The organism is Hallerella succinigenes (genome assembly GCF_002797675.1).
Taxonomy (GTDB): Bacteria; Fibrobacterota; Fibrobacteria; order Fibrobacterales; family Fibrobacteraceae; genus Hallerella; species Hallerella succinigenes.
On the sequence record NZ_PGEX01000001.1, the window covers coordinates 2,130,196 to 2,150,454 of the forward strand.

Here is a 20,259-nt window from a genome sequence, read left to right on the forward strand (position 1 = left end):
AAAACGCTCCTGCTGAACGGGAGCGCTTTTCGATTTACTCTTCCGCTTTCTTTTTGGCGAACCGGTGACCCTTGCCCGGAATGCGCGGCGGGAATTCGAACTTGATCTTTCCCGTTTTGGCGTCGAGCAAAAGGTACGCATCAAAGAGGCGGTGCGTCTTTGTAGAGCGGAACCCTTGGATGAGGTCCGTCTTTTCGCCTGCAAGCATTTTCTTTATGTTGTCGATGGAAATTTCCTTGCCGAGGATTATCTTGTTCAGACGGAGACCTGTTTTGGCCTTGTCCACAAAGCTCTGCGAAACATAAGCGGTGAGCGTATCAAAGACCGGGCTTCCATCAATCGGAGATTTGCCGAGCTCTTCGCCGAGTTCGATTTCTTCGGAGTCCGCGTTGTCAAAGGCGAATTTGATTTTTCCGTTTTCGAGAATAAGCCCTGCGGAAAATTCCATGCCGCGCTTGGAGCGGAATCCGGTCAGAGGACCGATCTTTTTATTTGTCAAAAGTTCGACGATTTCTTCGTTCGCCATTTTACGGCCACCGAGAATCTTGCGAATCTGAATGCCGTCTTCGGTTTCAAAACGGGAGACGCTTTCGTAAACCTTGCAACCGTTGACCGGGCTGAAGGAGGCTTCTTTCTTTGTGTCTTCTTCTTTGAAACCGCGGATGTTCGCGACCATTTTGGTGGTGAGGTCTTCGATGCCCTTCATGAATTCGACGCGGGTTTCTTTGCCCTTTTCAATCTGGGAAAGCTGATATTCCCATTCACCGGTGAGTTCCGGAGAAGTTAAGTTTTCAATTTTCATTGCGCGGGCGACTTGGATGAGGCCAAAGGCTTTGCTCGTCGGAATGAGTTCTTTTCCGTCGCGGACCATGTACTTGTCGGAGATGAGTTTTTCGATGATCGCTGCGCGGGTTGCCGGAGTGCCCATGCCGCGGTCCTTCATCGCATCGGCGAGTTCGTCATCCTTGACGAGCTTCCCCGCATTTTCCATCATGGAAAGAAGCGTGCTTTCGGTGTAGCGCGGCGGCGGATTCGTCTTTTCATCGGAGATGATGAATTCGATCGCTTTTGCCTTACCGCTCCTGTCGATCGGGGCAACGTTGGATTCGTCGTCCGAGGTCTTGCCGTAGACTTCCTTGAAGCCCGGCGTTTTCAAAATCTTGCCTTCGGTCAGGAACTTTTCGCCTTCGATTTCCGTGATGCGGGTCGTGTTCAAATATTCCGCTGCCGGGTAGAAGACCGCGATGAAGCGCTGGCAGATCATCGTATAGACTTTGAGTTCCGCTTCGGAAAGCGACTTCATCTTGTTGCCGGTCGGGATGATGGCGAAGTGGTCCGAGATTTTTGCGTTGTTAAAGATGCGCGGATCCTTTTTGACCCAGTTGTTTTCAAGAGCCTTTTCGGCGAACTTCGCAAGGTTTCCTTCCATGGTGCCGAGCGTCTTTTTGACGGTGCCGACGTAATCTTCGGGGAGGGCGCGGCTATCGGTACGCGGGTAGGAGGTTAATTTGTGCTTTTCGTAGAGTGCCTGGGCAATCGAGAGTGTCGTTTTTGCGCTGAAGCCAAAGCGGTTGTTCGCTTCTCGCTGCAGGGTCGTCAGGTCGTAAAGCGGTCCGCATTTTTGTGTGCTCGGCTTGGTCGTTTCGGTGACGGTACCGGTTTTGCCTTTGCACTTTTTGACAATTTCTTCTGCCTGGCCTTCTTCCCAGATGTGATCCTTGTCGGTCTTGAGGTCCGGGTTGAACCACTTGCCTTCGTATTCGGATTTTCCCGAACCGAAGTTGCCTTGGATTGTCCAGTAAGGCTTGGAAACAAAGGCGTTGCGTTCTTCTTCGCGGTTCACGATTATGGCGAGCGTCGGCGTTTGAACGCGTCCGCATGGGGTGAGTTGAAATCCGCCGAAGCGGCTGTTGTAGGCGGTTAGGCCTCTCGAACCGTTGATGCCCACGAGCCAGTCCGCTTCGGAACGGGACAGTGCGGCGTCAAGAAGGTTCTGCATTTCTTCATGGGTACGCAGATTTTCGAAGGCTTCGCGAATGGAAGCCAAGGTCATGCTCTGCATCCAGAGACGTTTTAAGGTTTTTCCCTTGAGACCGGTCTTGCCTTTTTCAAATTCAAGAATGTAATGGAAAATCAGTTCGCCTTCGCGACCGGCATCGCACGCGTTCACAATCGTGCCAACGTCTTTTCGACGGATGAGTTTACCGAGGGCGGTGAGCTGAGCCTTGGACGTCGGAATCGCCTTCAGCTGAAATTCTTTCGGGAGAATCGGAAGCGTTTCCATTTCCCAACTTTTGTACTTGTCGCTGATTTCTTTGGGATCGCAGAGCGTTACCAAGTGGCCGAGAGCCCAAGAAACGATGTACGCTCCGTTTTCGTAATAGGTCTTTTCTTTTTTGAACTTTCCTCCGGTCGTGATAGCGCGGGTAAGGTCCGCGGCGACGCTCGGTTTTTCGGCGATGACGAGAGTTAATTTTTCTGCAGCGGTATCAGTTTTTTTGACCATTTGAAATTAACCTTTCCACTTAAAATGACCGGCTATTCCGAAGAGCACGGCAAATACGGTAAACGGGGCATGAATGATTTCTACGGGGAGGAACCATTTGAAAAGTTGCTTTTGCTGGAAAATGCGAAGACCGCGAAGTTCCACCAATGAATCGCCGACGAGTTTGACGAGAACACCAAAGAGCGTCGCGAGGAAAATGTTGAAGCTGAAGAAGGATAGCACGTAGCCGAGTGAGATGAGGCAGAAGAAGATGAAGACCGCGACGAGGAGCGCAACGATTTTCGGAGCGTAGTAGGTGGTCTTCGATGCCCAGCGTTTACGCTGTTCCCAAAGTTCGGGCAGGGTCTCTTTGCCTTGAGTGGTGACGAAAGCTTCCGGATCAATCGAATAATGAGCCTTCCAAGGCGCTTCCCGGGCGAGCTTTTGCAAAAGCAGATCGTCGTCACCGCTTTGGATTTTAGAGACGCCTTCAAAGCCGTGGACTTCTTCGAAGAAGCTGCGGCGGTAGGCGAGGTTGTTCCCGGTGCTTGTAATCGGCGTTCCCATGGCGAGAGCCCCGGTGCCTGCGATGCGGTAAGCCATGGTTTCCACGGCTTGCATGTTCAAAAGCCAGTTGGTGCGGTCTGTGGGAAGTTCGATGTAGGAATGTCCTGCGACAAAGTCGATGCCCGGTTCGAATTCGCGGATCATGGCGCGGATCCAGGTCGGTTGCACGATGCAGTCGGCGTCGGTGAGAAGGAGGATTTCCCCTTCGGAGGCGGCGACGAGTTTTGCGATGGCGTTCTTTTTGGCGCTTTCACCCGGAGCGAGTTCCGAGATCGTGACTACGTGAATGCGGTCTGGATACTTTTCGGCGTATTCGGCAAGAATCTGCGGGGTGCGGTCGGTGGAACGGTCGTCTGCAATCCAGATGTCCCAACGGCCTTTGTAAAGCTGCTTCATCAGGGAGTCCAAGGTCTTGGAAATTCCCGCTTCTTCGTTCCTTGCGGATACGAGAATACTGACCGATGGCAGCGGATTTCGAATGGAATTGCCCAAGTGGACTTTTCCGAGTGCACAGAAAAGACGCATTTCAAATACCGCATAGAAAAGGGCGGTGATAACCATCAAAATGGCAAAGGCGTATTCAAGAACAATCCAAAACATGCATGCTAAATGTAATTCAAGAAAGTTTTCGGGGTTGGATGTCCCGACTTAAAAGCCACTCCATTTGGCCCCCAAAAAAATCGTGGAGAATCTTCCCGGTTTGATTTCGTCGGGAATTTTCTCCCCGCAAAGCAAGAATTGAAAATTCGCTTTTACATGGTTTTTGAAAAAGGGGTGTCTACTTTTAGGAAAAAGGAATAGCCTATGAAATACTTTTCTAAGAAATTATCTCTCGCTGCGTCTACCGCATTTGGCTGTGTAGCCCTTTTTGGTTGTAGCAGTTCGGATTCGAATAACGCAGCTTCTACAACGGGTATGACTTCGGTAGAATCCGCTGTCGACGTCTGTGGCGACTATACCGCTTATGAAGACGGCCTCGGCAATACGTACTGCATAGATAAGACGACGGGCGCCGTGATCTATTCTGTACTTGTGGATGGTTCGATCGTTTATACAACGTTGGAGGAATCTTCAGCGGCTTCATCTGACGCATCTTCGACGGATGTCGGCACAAGTTCTGCATCGACGGCTTCGAATGCCGTTTGCGGTGAAACGACGAATCCGACTTCGATCGTGGGCGATCTCTACTTCTACAGCGATGCTTCTGGTTCTTACTATTACAACATTACCGATGCGAGCTGCACCAAGGTCTATTTGACGGTCGCTTCTTCTTCGAGCGCTGCTGAAGTGACTTCGAGTGAAACGCTGGCCACATCTTCGGCAACCGCAACTTCGAGCACAACAGGGGTGACAACTTCTTCGTCTTCGATCGCTTCAACGGGTTCGACCCCGGTGGTGACCTTCTCCACTTCGGGCGTAAGTGTTGAAAATAACAACAACTGCGTGGAAATCGATGGCTCTGTGGTGAAGATTCTTTGCGCGGGCATCTATTACTTCTCTGGAACTTCGAATGACGGCCAGATTATGGTGACGGCTTCAACAGAAGATAAGGTGTATCTCTACTTAAACGGCCTTACTCTTACGAGTAGCGATGCCCCGATTTATTCTCAGTCTTCGGACAAGACGTTCATTGTGGCGGTGAGCGGAACGATCAACACCTTGAAAGATGGCAACTCTCGCACGAATGTCTATAGCTACACGAAGGACGGAGAAACGAAAACAGATACGACCGGCGCTGTGATCTACGCCAAGGATGACTTGACCATCAAAGGTTCCGGTACGTTGAACGTGACGGGTAACTATAACAACGGTATTCATACAACGAAGGATTTGAAGATCAAGTATGACGACGAATTCGGCGGTGCTCCGACGATTACTGTGACGACCAAGAATCACGCTCTCAAGGGCAAAAACTCGGTCGCAATCGACGGTGGTACTTTGACTTTGACGACTTCGGAAGGTGACGGCATCAAGTCCGATGAAGACGATGCAACGGAACTTGCGGAAGGCAAGGGCTACATCGAAATCACGGGCGGTAAGATTACAGTGAATTCTGGGGACAAAGGCATCAAGGCTTCGAACTACATCCTGATTGATGACAGCGTCAGTGTTCCGACTTTGACGGTGGTTGCCTCGGGAGACTCGGCAAAGGCTTTGAAGGCAGATAGCTCGATCTATATCTACGCAGGTACTTTGAATCTGACTTCGAAGAAGGATGACGGTATTCATGCGAATGCGAACGTCTACCTCGAAGGCGGTACGGTGACGGTTAGCGCTCTCGATGACGGCGTTCATGCGGACAACAATCTTTACTTGAACGGCGCGACTGTCAATGTGACAACTTCCACGGAAGCTTTCGAAGGCGTGTACATTTATGCGAATGCGGGTATTACGGCTGTTTACGGCACGGATGACGGTTGGAATGCTGCAGGTGGTTCAAAGAATGAAGGCGCAAGCGCTTCGACTGGCAACAGTTGGGGCGGTAATATGGGCGGTGGCGCAATCTCTACGAGCGTGGGTTACATCGTGATCACCGGCGGTTATCACTATATCAGTGTTTCGGGCAATGATGTGGACGTCTTGGATGCAAACGGTACGGCTACACAGACCGGTGGAGTGTTGATTCTTGAAATACTGTCTCGCTCTGGAAGTTCTAGCGGCAATTTGGGCGGTAGCGGTTGGGGCGGTGGCACGGGTTCGGGTTCCTGCTCGACAAATCAGGCTGGTGGACTCATCGATACGGATAACGGCTACACCATTACGGGTGGCGTGCTGCTCGGATTCGGTAGCCAGACAGAAGAATATCCGTCTTGCACGGCAACGTCCTATACGAATTCGAACTACTACGGTTCTAGCAGCGCAGCTTTTAAGCCGCAGGGATCTGGAAGCATGATCATCTACGGTGGAAGTGTGACTTCTGTCTCCGTGGTGGACGTCTCTTCGATGACCGCAGTAAACTTCCCGAATGGCCTGACTTACTACTACAAGTAGTTTTGCATCATACCCATAACCACAAAAAGATCCTTTGTATGAGGGTCTTTTTGTTTTCATCGGGGAAGGAAATCGTCCGAAAATTCTCTCGGAATGAAATGCTTTTGTGGGGTAAAGTTACACCCATCTGCGTAAAAAATACGACATACTCTTGTTTTGGGGAAATATTTTCCCACTTTGCGGATATATTAAGAGAGCGAGGTTTTTATGAATCAAAAAATGTCATCTCTCAAATGGATTTGCGCCGCATCGGCTTTTGCCTTCCTCGCGGCTTGTTCCTCTTCTGACTCGGGTTCAAATGCGAATTCGGAAGAGTCTTCCAGCAGTACAGAATCCTCTGTAGATGTGTCCTCTGCGGATAATGCGGCGGAATCTTCTTCTGCAGACGGTGCGACATCAAGCGCGGCGCTCACTTCTTCGACCTCTTCGGCTTCAGATTCCGATGCATCCACTGCGACGGATACAGATACGCTCAGCACGAGCACCTGGCTCGCCTGGGATACTCCGACTTCTCCGACGGCGGCTTCTTATTCTGCACCGGATTCCGCTGTGATTGTGACACTTGCAGAAAGCGGCTTTACGGTAACGAATGCGGGAACGAAATCCGTTTCGGTGGTAGATAATAAGCTGGTCGTTGGAAGCGCTGGTCTTTATGTGTTCAGCGGCACGATGAGCGATGGCCAGATCTTGGTGACCGTCGATGAAAATTCCACAGTGGAATTTGTTTTCAACGGAGTGATGCTCGGCAACTCCGAAAATGCTCCGGTCTTCCTTGTCAGCGGAGACAAGTTGAAAATTGAACTGGCCGAAGGTTCGACGAATATCCTGTCTGATGCTCGTAACTATCGTTACATGGCGGTCGGCACTTATACGGAAGCCGATTCGGTTCCGAAGGCTTGTCTCTATGGTCGTGAAGACTTGACCCTCAAGGGAAACGGTACTTTGTATGTGACCGGTAATTACAACAACGGTATTCATACGAAGGCGGACTTGATTATTAACGACAGCCCGACGATTTATGTGAATACGGTAAACAACGCAATCAAGGGTAATCGCTCTGTCCGCATCAACGAAGGCGGTTCCTACTACTTGCGCACCGGTGATGGTTCGGGCATTTCTTCGGACAAGGAAACGGATTCGACAAAGGGTCGCGTCTGCATCAAGGCGGGAACCTATACGATGGACGTGGGAAATAACGGTATCAAGGCGTTCTACATGGACTCGATTGCTGGCGGCTCTTACACGATCCACTCCGCAGATGATGCTGTCCAGGGTTCTACGGTGATGATTTTTGACGGCACTTTTCATGTGGAATCGGGCGACGAAGGCTTTAATGCCAAGTCTGCGATGTACCTGCGTGGCGGTTCTGCAACGGTCACCAAGAGTTCAAAACCGTTTATTTCGACTTCTGAGATGGTTGTCTCTGGCGGTAGCTGGTTCGGCCTCGGTGGCGGTTACATGAAAACGATGATTCCGTCAGAAGCGACTGCCTATACGGTGGCAGCCCAGCTTCCGGCGGACATCACAAGCGGAGCAACGGTGACAATCGAAAACGCTTCCGGTACGACGGTTTACTCCGCAACGGCTGGCAAGAATATTTCCTCGATTTACGCTTCTTCCGCAGACTTTGCCGCAGGAACGTATACCGTCTATGCGGATGGTGCAGCGGTCTGCTCCTTCACCTTCACAGCGGATTCTTACGTCGCATCGACCTGCACGGCTGACTAAAAATTGAATTCACAAGGATGGCTTCGGCTGTGCCTTGCAATGACAGCGGATGACTACGGATTATTCGTTTTCTTCGTCTTCCTTTTCCTTGAGAATTTCGGAAGGGAAGATGCGGAAGTATTCGCGTTTTTTATCTTCAAAGAGCTGCAACATACGTTCCTGCTCGAACTGTTCGCGGTCGATGTTCTGCATAAAGTATTCGTTATTGCGGAACTCGTGCTTTGTCAAAAGCTTTTTGACTTCTTCGGAAAGGTCCACGTTATCCCAAAGAACGTACATGGAGCCAATAGCGCCTTCGCCAAAGATGCTCACGTCAAATCGGATGGAGTTCGACTGAGTGGAATCCACGTTGGAAATTTGAGAAGCTTTCTTCGGCTGAAAGATCACCGGATCGTCCGCCGCCAAAGCAACGGAACCGGTTAGAGCCATAGTCAAAAGAACACTTCTCCATCCCATAGGCGAATCCTTATATGGCGAGCGGAAGCCACGGCTTGACTTCCGTCGAAGTTTCAGGGAGCATTCCTGCTCGGGCACGGCGAATCGCGGCTGCGGCGATCATCGCGCCGTTATCGGTGCTGTTGTAAAGAGTTGGGAAGGCGAGGCGAATGCCGTGGCTTTCACAGTATTTGCCAAGGCGTTCACGGAGAAGTCCGTTTGCAGAAACGCCTCCGCCCACGATCAAAGTCTTGAAACCGGTCTTTTTCAAAGCCCAGATTGTCTTTGCCACGAGGCTGTCGATAATCGCATCTTCGAGGGAAGCGGCGATGTCGCCCAAGTTCTCCTGGATAAATTCCGGCGAATTCGATTCCACGTAACGGCGGACAGCGGTCTTGAGTCCGCTGAAGGAAAATTCTCCGTTGTCCTCGTTTTTGAGGGCGCGGGGAAAGTTGTGGAACTTGCGGTTTTTGCCCTTGGCGAGCTTACTGATGGTGGAACCTGCCGGGTATTGAAGACCGATGAGTATGCCGCTCTTGTCAAAGGCTTCGCCTGCGGCGTCGTCGCGGGTTCTGCCGAGAAGCGTGTACTTAAAGCCCGGTTCTTCCACGACGAGTTCTGTGTGACCACCAGAAACGGTGAGCGTCAAATAAGGAGGCTCCAAATCCTGTTCCGTGAGCCATGCCGCAGAAAGGTGGCCTTCCAAATGGTTAATGCCGTAAGCTGGAATGTTCAGATCGCGGGCGAGTCCGCGGGCAAAGCTTGCCCCGACAAGCAGCGGCCCCATCAGGCCCGGACCACGGGTAAAGGCAATCGCGTCGATATCCTTCAAAGAAATTTTGGCTTCGTCGATCGCTTTTTGGCAAATCGTCGTAATCTTTTCCAAGTGGGCGCGGGCTGCGACTTCAGGAACGACTCCGCCGTATTTTGCATGTTCTTGAATCTGGCTGTAAAGCGGATTCGATAAAATTTCAAGCGGATCGTCACGCAGAATTGCGCAGGCGGTTTCGTCGCAGCTGGATTCAATTCCGAGCCAAATCATTTTGCATTCTCCGTCAGCACCGTTTTTTGCGAATCAGCCGGTGCACTTGGGCTTGCCTTTGTCGAATCGTTTGCCGGATCGGCTTCTGGAACGACAGGGACCTTCTTTTTGAGATAGAATTTTTCCGGGCGAACCTGGAAGCTCTTCACGTCGCTGCTGATGCGGACGGTTGGTTCGAGACTGTCGGCATCTTCGATTGCGAAGCGGTTGAATTCGATGAAGAGCAGAATGTCTTTCTTTTTGATGTCGGAAAGAACGCCTTGTCCGCCGGAAACTTCGACGGTGGCGATCGACGGTTCAAGTAAATATTGGCTGCGGTCGTAAAGACCGATCAGCTGTACCGGAACGCTTGTAAAGGATTTGCGGACCAAAGGTTGTACGGAAACCGGAACCTTGGCAAAGCTGTCGCTTGGGAAAACATAGGGCGGAAGCTTGGAGAAGTCAAGAGGAACATTAAAGGTCTCATCCGCTTCAAGATTCTGCTTTTTGATTTCTTCCGTCTGGATTTCAAAGATGCGGGTCAATGCTTCACGGGCGCCAGAAATGCTGATCGTGTCTGGATCCGGTGTTGGAACGCCGATGATCGTGTAACCGTCCTTCGCGTCGAAGGCGCCTTTTAGGTGGACCGGAATCGTCCTCGAAATGCGGGTATCGATTTCGACTTCCAAGGCGGCGATCTGGTTTGCGCTCTGGTAATGGATGTTTGGAAAGTCCGGAGCGATAAAGTTGTCTTCGGAAAGGATAATCCGTTCAAGGCCGAGTTCTGCATCGTGCAAGTCGACGAGAATTTTTGCGGCAGATTCGCTAGATCTTTTGAGACGGATCAGGTCGATCGCTGTTCCCTTGACGGTAATCGTGATTTTTTGAGCCGGGCGGGAGGCAATGGCGAGGGTTTCAGGTAAACGGGTGAAAACCAGCGGAACCTGGATGTCGATTTCCGTGACTCTCGCGGAGACAACATAAAACCACAGGGCAATGCCGAAAATACAAGCGATGATTTTAAGACCGATGTGTTTCATCTCATTTCAAAAATAGATATAAAAAGTTATATTCGTCTGCGTGTTCAGTCAGATCCGTTATCTAATTTCCGAATCGTTTCGTGGTTGGAAAGAACATCATACGGTTGTCTTTCCGTCCTTGGTTACGATTTTCCTTTGCGCCGTGCTTTTGGGGCTCTCGGGCGCGTTTTTGCTGGGAGCCTATCGCCTTTCAAGCGTAGAGGAGCGTCTTTACCGCGTCGAGGCTTTTTTGAAGAATCCGGTTTCGATGGATTCCGTTCAAAAATTGCAAAATGAGTTGCTCCAGATCAAACAATTGGACTCGGTTATTTACAAGAGCCCGGATTCGGCGATGCAGGATTTTAAGAAGCGCTTTTCGGGCGAGATGCTCGCCCTTGTAAACGGCAATCCTCTCCCGGCTTCTTTTGTGATGAATTTAGCCCCGCGTTACCGCCAACCGTCGCTTTTGCACGAAGTGGTTTTGCTTGTGAAAAAGAATCCCGCATTTGATGCCGTGGAATCGCCGACTTCTTTTGTGGACAGGATTACGGAATGGAAGTTTTCGATGATCTTTTGGCCCATTGCGACGACCGTGCTGATTTTTGTGACGCTCTTTTTGATCATTGGCAATGCGGTGCGTCTATCTCTCTTTTCGAGAAAGCTCTTGGTGGAAAACATCCAGTATGCGGGAGGTTCTGCGTTCTTCATCGAATTCCCGTTTTTGATGGAAGGCATTATGCAGGGCGTTTTTGCAAGCGGCATTGCCGCCTTGCTGCTCGGCTTTGCGGAGCGCTCCTTGATACAAGAAATCCCGGTTTTGGAATATTACCTTTCGGGGTATAGCGTACTGCTCGTTTTGGTAGTCGTTGCGGTAACTCTCGTTTCTGTCTATTCGAGCTATCGCAGCGTGCGCAGATTCTTGAAACGGGATGTTTCTGAAAATTAGGCGAAGATCTGGATGTTGATGCGTCGCCTGTTTGTTCTGTTCGTTTTGCTTTCGCTTGTTGCGGCTCCGTCGTTTGCAACAAGAAAATCTACCAGTTCGCAACTGGCCAAGCAACGTGCGGAATTAAAAAAGCTCGAATCGAACCTCGCCAAACAGCGTCAAAAGGTCAAACTTCTCGAATCCGAAGAAAAGGGTGTGCTCAACACGATTGCGATTCTCGACGAAAACTTAAACCGCACCAAGGAATATGTCCAACTGCTCGCCAAAAACGAGTCTACCGTTAAAACGTCCCTCTCGGAAATCAACCGCACCCTGGATTCTCTCGACCGTGAAATCGCTCTTCGCAACGAAGCGATGCGCTTGCGCATCCGCGAACTTTACATCCACGGCGACATGGGAACTGTAGAAGAAATTCTCGCCGCCCTTCGAGGCGAAACTTCTCCAGACGGCCAAATCTATTATGTGAACCGTCTGCTTTCGGAAGACAGGGAAAAGGTGGAAAAGCTCTCCTGGCTGTTGCGGGAACGCTCCTTGAAAAAGCGCGAAGCTTCGAACCGCCTTTCGGAACTGCATACCCTGCAGAGCAAAAAGGCGGCGGAAGAAGAAGGTTTGAAAACACAGATTCAGACGCAGGGAAGCGTCCTTGCGACTGTGCAAAAAAGCAAGAATTTGCAACGCCGGGCCATTCAGGAAATCGAACGCAACCAGAAGACCATACTCTCGCTCATTCGACAGCTCGAAAAGAAGCGAGCTAGCGAAATTGCCCAGGCAAAAAAAGCGAAACAGAAAAAGAAAAAACTCGACAAGTCTTCGAAACCGCTCGTCAAGCTTCCGAAGGAACCGGTGAAACCGATCGGTCCCAAGTGCATGCCTTTGGACGGTTCTGTGATTAGCGAATACGGAATGCATGAACATCCGGTGCTGCATATCATGACGCGCAATTTGGGCGTTGAAATCCGTGGCAAGAAGGGGGCTAAGATCAAATCGGCAGCCGCCGGAACGGTGGCGATGGTGACGGAAATCGATGGCCGAGGACCTTCTGTTATCGTGGAACATGAAGGCGGTGTTTACTCTGTATATGGTCACATGAGCGCCATTCGTGTGAAAGAAGGCGACAAAGTCAAAAATTGCCAAGATCTTGGAACGGTCGGCGATATCGGTTCGCTAAATGGAATTAAATTGTACTTCCAAGTGAGCGAGGGCACCGAAACGGTGGATCCTTTGCGATGGTTGAGAACAAAATGACGAAGTATTGCTTGCAAGGTCCGGAATCCCAAAAAGGCGCTCGACAGCTCCTTGTGAATGCGCTTGTGGAAAATCGATTCCCGCAGGCAGTCCTTATCGAAGGCGAACGCGGAATCGGTAAAAAGGCGCTCGCGATTGAACTCGCCAAAACGCTTTGCTGCACCGAAGAGAATGCTCCCTGCGGGCATTGCTTCGGCTGTAAGCTTGCCATGGATCCGGGAAACGTTCAAAGCTGGGTCTTGCCGTTAGAAACCTCCGAAGCGAATGCGAAGTCTGCAAGCTCTGTCAGCGAAAATTCCAAAGCGAAGACCGTGGAAGATTTTAAAGCAGGCTACGTCTCCGAAATTTTTAAGAATCCTTATTCGACGACTATCGTTTCGAACGTCGCCCAGATCTCGGTCGATCAGATCCGCAATATGACGTCGCAGTTTTCCCGTGCAAGCGATGGCGTGCGCGTGGTGATCATTGCCGAAGCGGACCGCATGAACGATGCCGCGGCGAATGCGCTTTTGAAAACGCTTGAAGAAGTCCCGACGAATACGTACTTCATTCTCACGTCTTCGCTTGCAGGACGCCTGTTGCAGACGATTCGCAGTCGTTGCCTGAGCCTGCGTCTTCCTCCGCTTTCGACTACGGAAGTGAAAGAAATAGTGAAGAATACGACCGGAGAAACAATTTCTCCAGATGCGCTTGGCATGGCTCTGGGTTCTCCGGGCATGGCGATGTATTATAATGAGAATATTGCCGAAAATGAAACGATCGCGTTTGACTTTTTAAAGGATAGCGTCGAAGGGAATTATTCCGATCTGTTTTTTGAACTGGATAAGACTTTTCCACGGGGTGCGGAAGGCGTTGATGCCGCCGTGATGATGCTTGATGTTTTGAATTTTATGCTGAGCGATGCGCTTCGCCTGTATGCGGGTGAACCGGTCCGTTTAGCGGATCGCCGGGAAAGTTTGGAACAGCTGAATCTGGGCCGCTTGGGTACTGAAGCTTTAGAAAAGGCGATCCTCGACGTCAATGAGACGTCAGCTAAAATCGCCGGACGAAAAAATTCTGTGACGGTCGCTTTGCAGACGCTCGCCATCGGTTTGTTCGAAGGGTATAAACGATGAATGCGGAATTGCTAGCCACATCCATTGCGCACCAGTTGGACGTTCCGCATTTGCTCGCTCGAATTCTTGTGGCACGTGGCTGCATGTCGGTTGCGCAGGCTTACGAACGTTTGCACAGTTCTCCTTCCCATGTGTTGAATCCGCTGTCGGAAGAATTCCCGATGCACGGAATGAAGGAAGCTTTGGAATGGATCGACCAGGCTAAAAAGTCCGGGGAAAAGCTTTGCATTTTTGGCGACTATGACATGGACGGTCTTACGGGCACAGCGCTTTTAAAGCGTGGACTTTCCGAAATCGGAATCGATGCTTCTTGGCATTTGCCGTGCCGCTTTGGCACAGGTTCGGGCTACGGACTTTCCAAGGATATCGTGGACCAGATGCTTTCGGAAGGCGTCAAGTACCTTTTGACTGTCGATACGGGCATCACTGCGAATGCAGAAATTGAATATGCCAAGTCTCAAGGCATGCTTGTGATGGTCATCGACCACCACGAACCTTCGGGCGACGGCCTTCCTCCGAGCGATGTGCTATTGGACCCGTGCCAGGAAGAATGCCGCTATCCGAATAAGTCGCTTTGCGGTGCGGGAGTTTCGTACAAATTCATCGATGCCTTGCTGAAAAAAGAAGGCAAGGGCTCTGCGGAAAAATATCTAGACTTGGTCGCCTTGGGAACGCTTGCGGACCTCGTCGAAATGACGCCTGAAAATCGCTATTTGACGCGCCGCGGTCTTTCGATGCTTTTGAACAGCAAGTGGCCGGGCGTCAGGGAACTTTGCCGTCGTCAGTTGGAAAGTTCTCCCTGTGTCGGCGGTCAGGATGTGCTTTTCCGCATCGCTCCGATCATGAACGCTCCGGGCCGAATGGATAAACCGGATGCGGCGCTTGAACTTCTTTTGTGCGATAAGGTTTCGGATGCTTCGGCAATCCTTTCCCGTCTTTCGAAGTACAACGATCTGCGTAAAAAAACGGAAGCGGAAATTTCGATGGCAGCCATCGCTTGGGTCAAGGAACGTTATGGGGAAGAGATTCCTCGAGTCTTGGTCGTCGATGGAAAGTCCTGGCATCCGGGTGTCATCGGAATTGTTTCGGCTAAGGTTGCCCAAACCTTTAATCGACCTGCCGCCGTTCTCACGGTGGAAAATGGAATCGCCCAAGCTTCGGCTCGTGCGGTTCCGGGATTCAACTGGCATAAGGCTCTCTTTGAAGTGCGCGATCTTTTCTTGCGCTGGGGTGGACACGCCAACGCGGCGGGTTTCAGCTTGAAGGAAGACGACATTCCGGAACTGCGGGAACGTTTGCAAAAGCTCGCCGACGATCAGAATTACCAGGCAGATGGTGAAGCAAAGGAAGAAGAATCGGAACGCATTCCTGCGGCGCTGAATGAAATCACCCCGAATTTTATGGCGGCTGTGCAAGAACTGGAACCGTTCGGCGGAAAGAATCCTTACCCGATTCTCTTTGCCGAAAATGTGCAGGTGGAAAAGCTTCGCGAACTCCGCGGCGGCCATCTGCAGCTAAAGCTGTCCCAGAGTGGAAGTCCGGTGTTCCCGGCGATCGCCTTTGGAATGGCCGATGCGAAAAAGCTGATCGATCGCGAGCGCAAAAAAGTCTCGGTTGCCTTCGAACCGATCTGGAACGTTTACAACGGCAGCAAGAGCATTCAGCTTTTAATCAAGGCCATTTGCGAAAATCCGGCGCACTGATATTTGAATCGTTTGCCAAAGAAAAAGGTTCCTCCGAGAGGAACCTTTTCATATTCAAACGGCAAGCCTTAGTCTTCGGACTTCGGAGCTGGAGAACGGAGAATCTTGACGAGCTTGTCCTTGCACTTGTCGATCAAAACGAAGGATTCGAACATGCGGGCCTGACGCCACTTCTTTTCGAACTTTTCTTCCCAGTTGATTGCAACTTCCTGCGGGTTTTCCCTGCCCTTCTGTTCTTCGTTGCGGTACCAGACTTCCTTGTTGATCTCCTGGATCAGGTCGGCCATGTCGGCTGCCGGCTGCAGAGAGCCTCGGACGAGCAGATACGCACGAAGATTGTCGAGGAGGACTTCATCGCTCGGCGTAGCGCTGTCTTCTTTGGAGATTGCCCAGACACGGTTTTTATGACGTTCCGCAAAACCGAGCAGACGCTGTTCGATCTTGTCCAGTTCGCCTTTTGCGTACTTGGCTTCAACCGCTTCACGCGGGTAGTAGATAGAGTCTGGATAGTATTCAATCATAGGCTTTTTTCTTTTAATGCCCGGGGCGGGACTTGAACCCGCACGACCTGAACGGCCAAGGGATTTTAAGTCCCCAGTGTCTACCATTCCACCACCTGGGCAGGAGTGAACAATCCAAATATAAATAAAACTTGAAAGAATACGGCTAAACAAGCTTAAACACGGCCCGCAAGTTCGCGTCCTTGCGCGATTCGCTTTGCCATGCCGATGCCATCGATCCCGTTCCCGCCCATCAAAATGCCCGGATACGCCTTTTCGATGCCCTTGTAAGCTTCTTCGCGAACAGGGGTCTTCAAGTCGTATTGCGGAATCGCTTCTTCATGGTGGGTGACTTCAAAGAGGTCCGGTTTCATGTTTGGAATCTTCATGATGTCTGCGACTTCCTTGCAAACCATTTCCTTGAACTTGTCTTCGGGGAGGTCGATAAAGTCCGGGTGACGGAGTCCGCCGACAAAGACAGAGAGAAGGACGCCACCCTTGGGTGCGCGATTCTTGAAAAGTGTCGACATGTAGAGGATGCCGAGAATGTTGCGTTTTTCCTTGGACGGCATGAGTGCGCCGAAACCGTTCAGCGGCACGCCTTCCCACTTGTTGAAGCCGATGGCGACTTCCGAAACCTTGGCGTAGAGCACCTGGTTTGCACCGGGGAATTTTTCCTGTGCAAAGGGAAGCGCTTCAAAGATGTGGCTTGCGCCTGCGGTATAGATTACGTTGTCGAAGGGGCCAAAGGAATTTTCGCCGGCGACGATTTTAAACTTTCCATTTTCCTGAACGACGACGGGAGAAAGCCCGAGTACGAAGTTTTCTTTTCCGATGGCTTTTTCCAAATGTTCGGCGAGGACCGAAAGACCGCCTTGAGTGGAGAAGACCTTTTTGGTCGCCTTCTTGTTGCGTTCTGGCTTCGGTTCTTTCATTTTGGCGATAGTGCCACGGATAAAGCTGCCGTGATTGTGTTCTAGATTGTAAAGTTTCGGCAGGGCGTATTTGGGTATCATCACGTCCGGATTGCCTGCATAGACACCCGAAACAAACGGGTCTACGGCATAGTCGAGAATCGACTGTCCCAGGCGTCGGCGGACCATTTCCGAAAGGCTTTCATTCGGATCGGTTCCGCGCTTGCGGAACGGTTCAAACGGCATTCCGAACTTGTCCTTCCAAGAGAAGAGCGGAGTCGTGAGACCGCTGATAAGTCCCGATGGCAGTGCGCAAAGCTTGCCTTTTTTCAAAATAAAGCGATTCCCGGCAATGCTTGAAGCCTGTTCGAGAAGGTCCTGAATTCCCAAGTCTTCGTAAAGTTCGACGACCTCCGGGAGGCTGACGGAACCTGTGCTCGGACCGGTTTCGTAAGTAAAGCCGTTCTTTTGGAGGGTGTGCATGACACCGCCGACACGGCTCATTTTTTCAAAGACTTTAACGGAATTTCCGGCTTTTTTCGCGTAAAAAGCAGCAGAGAGGCCGGTGATGCCGGCGCCGATAATCGCAATGTTTTTCATAGCGTTTCAATAATACAAAAATGGAGGGCTGTTGTCCTCGGACAACGGAATGTTTTTCCAATGCTCCGTTTGGCGGGTGCCTGTTTTAGTTTAAAACGAAAAAGGAGATAGGATGAAAGGGTTTGGTGTTGCGGTTGTTTCTGCGTTTTTACTCGTGGGTGGAGCAAATGCGTCTCGTCAAATGGAAAATTTGGATCGAGGACTGGTTGCGGTAAAGGTAAGCGGGGGAGTTTACTTAAGCTGGCGCTTGTTTGGCACGGACTTGTCTTCGACCGTAGCGTTCAACCTTTATCGGGATGGAAAATTGGTGAACGCGAGCCCGATTACCGGGGCGACGAATTACACGGATGCGGCGGGAACGTCGAGTTCAAAGTATGAAGTTCGACCCGTGATCGCTGGCGTGGAAAAGAGCGCAGACAAAACCGTTTCCGTCTGGTCTTCTCAAAAGCTTGTCATCAACTTGGACCGTCCGGCAGGCGGTTCGAATTCAAGTGGTAGTTACACCTATTCTCCAAATGATATCGCTGTCGGCGATTTGGACGGAGACGGTGAATATGAATTGGTTCTCAAATGGGACCCGAGCAATTCCCAGGATAATTCCAAGGCGGGCTATACGGGAAATGTCTTTATCGACGCGTACAAGTTGAACGGCAAAAAACTCTGGCGAATTGACTTGGGCATGAACATTCGCGCCGGTGCGCATTACACGCAAATGCTCGTCGGCGACTATGACTCCGACGGGTATGCGGAAGTCGCCTTGAAAACGGCGCCTGGAACTAAAGATGGTCTTGGAAAATATATCAGCAAGGGCGCTGCCGCAGGCGAAACCGGACACAAGACCGATTACCGCAATTCCAAAGGATATGTTTTAAGCGGAAATGAATACCTGACGATTTTCAACGGACAGACCGGTGCCGAAATGGCGACTGTCGCCTACAATCCGAGCCGTGGAAAGGTGAGCGACTGGGGAGACTCTTACGGCAATCGTGTGGATCGTTTCCTCGCCACGAACGCTTATCTTGATGGCGTAAAACCGAGCATGGTCTTTCAGCGCGGCTATTATACGCGCATGGCTTTGTCCGCTTACGACTGGGACGGAACGAATCTGACTCAACGCTGGTATTACAATGCCGCCAGTAAGGGCCAAGAATGCTACGGTCAGGGAAACCACAACCTTTCGGCTGGCGACGTGGACGGCGATGGCTTTGATGAAATCATCGAAGGCAACTGCGCCATCGATCACAATGGAAAGTTTATGTACCGCGTCGGCTACGGTCACGGGGATGCCATTCATTTCGGTGATCTCGTTCCGGATCGCCCGGGGCTTGAAGTTTGGGAAGTCCATGAAGAAAAGCCTTATGGCTACAACCTGCATGACGCTAAAACGGGTAAAGTCATTTTCTACGAAACCAGTTCAAGTGACAACGGCCGTGGTCTTTCTGCAGATGTGGATAATACGAGCCGCGGACATGAATTCTGGTCCGCGGCGAACTGGAACACCTACAATTCAAACGGAACGGCGATTGCTTCTTCCCGACCGGCTTACAACTTCCGCATCTACTGGGACGGAGATCCTTATGACGAACTTCTCGACAATACCACGATCAGCAAGTGGAACAGCTCTACGAAAAAGAGCTCGAACCTGATTACGTTCGAAGGTAATTCTTGCAATTCTACCAAGGCGACTCCGAATATTTCCGCAGACATCCTTGGCGACTGGCGTGAAGAAGTGATTCTGCACAACGGTTCGAATCAGCTTTACCTTTACACGACGACGATTCCGACGGAAAAGCGCATGTACACGCTGATGCACGACCCGATTTACCGTTTGGGAATTTCTTGGCAGAATACCGCTTACAACCAGCCTCCGCATTTGGGCTTCTGGCTAGCAAACGACAAGGATTCAATTCCAGTACCGGACATTGAACTCGTCGGCAGCGTCACGGTCCCGACTTTGATCAAGCAGGGCGCAGGATCTTCGAATCAGCTGGTTCTTTGGACAGAGGCGATAGAAGCTTTCTCTTATGCATACAAGGGTTGCTCTGGAGCCAAGGTGGAAGGTTTGCCGGAAGGCATTACCGCAAAGATTGCGGACGGAACCGTGGCGATTTCCGGAACTCCGACGGAAACAGGAACATTCCCATTTACAGTGACGACTTACGGTGGGGAAGGTGATGCGGCTGTCAAAACGGGCTCCATTACCGTGATTCCCAAGGCGATGACTTCGACGACGGGCGAAATTCTCTCTTGGGTGAATGCCGCTTATCCGACGGATGGCTATGGAGGTTATGAAGAATCGAATGCGGGATGGATCGACAGCGGCTATTACAACTTCGTCAATGACCTTACGGGATTTGGGGAATGGAAGCTCCTTTCTGAGAAAACCGCTGGCAATGCGAATTTGACGATCCGTTTTGCAAATGGCGGTTCGGCAGATCGCATGATGAATCTCGTCTTTAACGATTCGACGATTGGCGCGGTTTCGTTCCCGTCCACAGGAAACTGGACCACCTACGATTCTGTTGTGATTCCGGTGGTTTTGCAAAAGGGTCTGAATACGATTGCGTTGTATTCGATGATGTCGGATGGCGGTCCGAACGTCGATGAATTTGAATTTGATGCAGAAGGGGTACGCCAGTGGACGATCGAAGATACCTCCTGGGTGAATCAGAACCTCAAAGGCGAGGAAGAATCCGAAGAGGAAAAGAAAGAGGATTCGGAAGGCGAAGCTTTGATGATTCAGGGGATGAGTTCTGTGCAGGCTGCCGCTCTCAGCGCCTCTCGAAACGGTATCTCTTACCGCATCCCGGTCGCTCGTGCCTCGCTCGCTGTCTTTGACGCAAACGGAAATGTGGTGCTCAAACAGATCGTTGGGCGTCAGGGCGTTATCGTTCAGGAATGGGACGCTCTCCCGGCTGGAAACTACATAATCGGAATTCGTGCGAACGGAAAGTTCTTAACGAAAATTTCGACGACGAAGAAATAAGCAT

14 protein-coding genes and 1 tRNA gene are annotated in these 20,259 nt (G+C 50.9%); 7 read left to right on the plus strand and 8 right to left on the minus strand.

Going from position 1 to position 20,259, the window contains the following annotated elements; translation table 11 throughout:
* Positions 1 to 34: 34 nt before the first annotated feature.
* A complete protein-coding gene (locus BGX16_RS09790; RefSeq protein WP_100425860.1) occupies positions 35 to 2,506 on the minus strand; it encodes a DNA topoisomerase III in 2,472 nt (823 codons plus the stop codon).
* Between the two features lie 6 nt (positions 2,507 to 2,512).
* Positions 2,513 to 3,652 (minus strand): glycosyltransferase, encoded by a 1,140-nt coding sequence (locus BGX16_RS09795; protein WP_100425861.1) that lies wholly within the window; start codon positions 3,650 to 3,652, stop codon positions 2,513 to 2,515.
* Positions 3,653 to 3,856: 204 nt separating this feature from the next.
* On the opposite strand from BGX16_RS09795, the gene BGX16_RS09800 reads away from it, so the two are divergent.
* Both BGX16_RS09800 and BGX16_RS09805 read left to right on the plus strand, forming a co-directional pair.
* Complete coding sequence (locus BGX16_RS09800; RefSeq protein WP_100425862.1) at positions 3,857 to 6,043, plus strand: carbohydrate-binding domain-containing protein; 2,187 nt, start codon at positions 3,857 to 3,859, stop codon at positions 6,041 to 6,043.
* A 207-nt stretch (positions 6,044 to 6,250) separates the two neighbouring features.
* Positions 6,251 to 7,771, plus strand: coding sequence for a carbohydrate-binding domain-containing protein (locus BGX16_RS09805; RefSeq protein ID WP_100425863.1), 1,521 nt, complete (start codon positions 6,251 to 6,253; stop codon positions 7,769 to 7,771).
* A gap of 60 nt (positions 7,772 to 7,831) precedes the next feature.
* Here BGX16_RS09805 and BGX16_RS09810 read toward each other — a convergent pair whose 3' ends face one another.
* The 3 genes from BGX16_RS09810 to BGX16_RS09820 are packed head-to-tail and all read right to left on the minus strand — an operon-like array spanning position 7,832 to position 10,267.
* Positions 7,832 to 8,227, minus strand: coding sequence for a hypothetical protein (locus BGX16_RS09810; RefSeq protein ID WP_146139568.1), 396 nt, complete (start codon positions 8,225 to 8,227; stop codon positions 7,832 to 7,834).
* A 10-nt stretch (positions 8,228 to 8,237) separates the two neighbouring features.
* A complete protein-coding gene (tsaD, locus tag BGX16_RS09815) occupies positions 8,238 to 9,248 on the minus strand; it encodes a tRNA (adenosine(37)-N6)-threonylcarbamoyltransferase complex transferase subunit TsaD (RefSeq protein ID WP_100425865.1) in 1,011 nt (336 codons plus the stop codon).
* Entirely contained in the window at positions 9,245 to 10,267 is a 1,023-nt protein-coding gene (locus tag BGX16_RS09820; protein ID WP_100425866.1) for a CdaR family protein, read from the minus strand. Before BGX16_RS09820 ends, tsaD begins: the two co-directional genes overlap by 4 nt.
* Positions 10,268 to 10,307: 40 nt before the next feature.
* On the opposite strand from BGX16_RS09820, the gene BGX16_RS09825 reads away from it, so the two are divergent.
* Genes BGX16_RS09825 through recJ form a run of 4 tightly spaced genes read left to right on the plus strand, consistent with a single transcriptional unit; the run spans position 10,308 to position 15,255 of the window.
* Complete coding sequence (locus BGX16_RS09825) at positions 10,308 to 11,192, plus strand: cell division protein FtsX (protein ID WP_100425867.1); 885 nt, start codon at positions 10,308 to 10,310, stop codon at positions 11,190 to 11,192.
* A gap of 12 nt (positions 11,193 to 11,204) precedes the next feature.
* Entirely contained in the window at positions 11,205 to 12,437 is a 1,233-nt protein-coding gene (locus BGX16_RS09830) for a murein hydrolase activator EnvC family protein (RefSeq protein WP_100425868.1), read from the plus strand.
* On the plus strand, positions 12,434 to 13,552 hold the full coding sequence (locus BGX16_RS09835) for a DNA polymerase III subunit delta' (RefSeq protein ID WP_100426825.1): 1,119 nt from the start codon (positions 12,434 to 12,436) through the stop codon (positions 13,550 to 13,552). The genes BGX16_RS09830 and BGX16_RS09835 overlap by 4 nt, the downstream gene beginning before the upstream one ends.
* Positions 13,549 to 15,255, plus strand: coding sequence for a single-stranded-DNA-specific exonuclease RecJ (gene recJ, locus BGX16_RS09840; RefSeq protein ID WP_100425869.1), 1,707 nt, complete (start codon positions 13,549 to 13,551; stop codon positions 15,253 to 15,255). The genes BGX16_RS09835 and recJ overlap by 4 nt, the downstream gene beginning before the upstream one ends.
* Before the next feature lie 68 nt (positions 15,256 to 15,323).
* Here recJ and BGX16_RS09845 read toward each other — a convergent pair whose 3' ends face one another.
* The 3 genes from BGX16_RS09845 to hemG all read right to left on the minus strand — a co-directional run bounded on the left by BGX16_RS09845 (position 15,324) and on the right by hemG (position 17,269).
* The gene (locus BGX16_RS09845; protein ID WP_100425870.1) at positions 15,324 to 15,776 is read right to left on the minus strand and encodes a hypothetical protein; all 453 of its coding nucleotides are present in this window, start codon (positions 15,774 to 15,776) and stop codon (positions 15,324 to 15,326) included.
* Between the two features lie 17 nt (positions 15,777 to 15,793).
* Positions 15,794 to 15,877 (minus strand) — tRNA-Leu (locus tag BGX16_RS09850).
* 54 nt (positions 15,878 to 15,931) lie between these two features.
* Positions 15,932 to 17,269 (minus strand): protoporphyrinogen oxidase, encoded by a 1,338-nt coding sequence (gene hemG, locus BGX16_RS09855; RefSeq protein WP_100425871.1) that lies wholly within the window; start codon positions 17,267 to 17,269, stop codon positions 15,932 to 15,934.
* A 112-nt stretch (positions 17,270 to 17,381) separates the two neighbouring features.
* On the opposite strand from hemG, the gene BGX16_RS14670 reads away from it, so the two are divergent.
* A complete protein-coding gene (locus BGX16_RS14670; protein WP_157797977.1) occupies positions 17,382 to 20,255 on the plus strand; it encodes a rhamnogalacturonan lyase family protein in 2,874 nt (957 codons plus the stop codon).
* Positions 20,256 to 20,259: the final 4 nt, after the last annotated feature.

What these genes read in the sequence shown, in the direction of transcription:
- BGX16_RS09820 (WP_100425866.1), bottom strand. Translation starts at nt 10,267, where the DNA reads ATGAAACACATCGGTCTTAAAATCATCGCTTGTATTTTCGGCATTGCC.
- tsaD (WP_100425865.1), bottom strand. Translation starts at nt 9,248, where the DNA reads ATGATTTGGCTCGGAATTGAATCCAGCTGCGACGAAACCGCCTGCGCA.
- BGX16_RS09805 (WP_100425863.1), top strand. Translation starts at nt 6,251, where the DNA reads ATGAATCAAAAAATGTCATCTCTCAAATGGATTTGCGCCGCATCGGCT.
- hemG (WP_100425871.1), bottom strand. Translation starts at nt 17,269, where the DNA reads ATGAAAAACATTGCGATTATCGGCGCCGGCATCACCGGCCTCTCTGCT.
- BGX16_RS09790 (WP_100425860.1), bottom strand. Translation starts at nt 2,506, where the DNA reads ATGGTCAAAAAAACTGATACCGCTGCAGAAAAATTAACTCTCGTCATC.
- BGX16_RS09810 (WP_146139568.1), bottom strand. Translation starts at nt 8,227, where the DNA reads ATGGGATGGAGAAGTGTTCTTTTGACTATGGCTCTAACCGGTTCCGTT.
- BGX16_RS09835 (WP_100426825.1), top strand. Translation starts at nt 12,434, where the DNA reads ATGACGAAGTATTGCTTGCAAGGTCCGGAATCCCAAAAAGGCGCTCGA.
- BGX16_RS14670 (WP_157797977.1), top strand. Translation starts at nt 17,382, where the DNA reads ATGAAAGGGTTTGGTGTTGCGGTTGTTTCTGCGTTTTTACTCGTGGGT.
- BGX16_RS09830 (WP_100425868.1), top strand. Translation starts at nt 11,205, where the DNA reads ATGTTGATGCGTCGCCTGTTTGTTCTGTTCGTTTTGCTTTCGCTTGTT.
- recJ (WP_100425869.1), top strand. Translation starts at nt 13,549, where the DNA reads ATGAATGCGGAATTGCTAGCCACATCCATTGCGCACCAGTTGGACGTT.
- BGX16_RS09795 (WP_100425861.1), bottom strand. Translation starts at nt 3,652, where the DNA reads ATGTTTTGGATTGTTCTTGAATACGCCTTTGCCATTTTGATGGTTATC.
- BGX16_RS09800 (WP_100425862.1), top strand. Translation starts at nt 3,857, where the DNA reads ATGAAATACTTTTCTAAGAAATTATCTCTCGCTGCGTCTACCGCATTT.
- BGX16_RS09845 (WP_100425870.1), bottom strand. Translation starts at nt 15,776, where the DNA reads ATGATTGAATACTATCCAGACTCTATCTACTACCCGCGTGAAGCGGTT.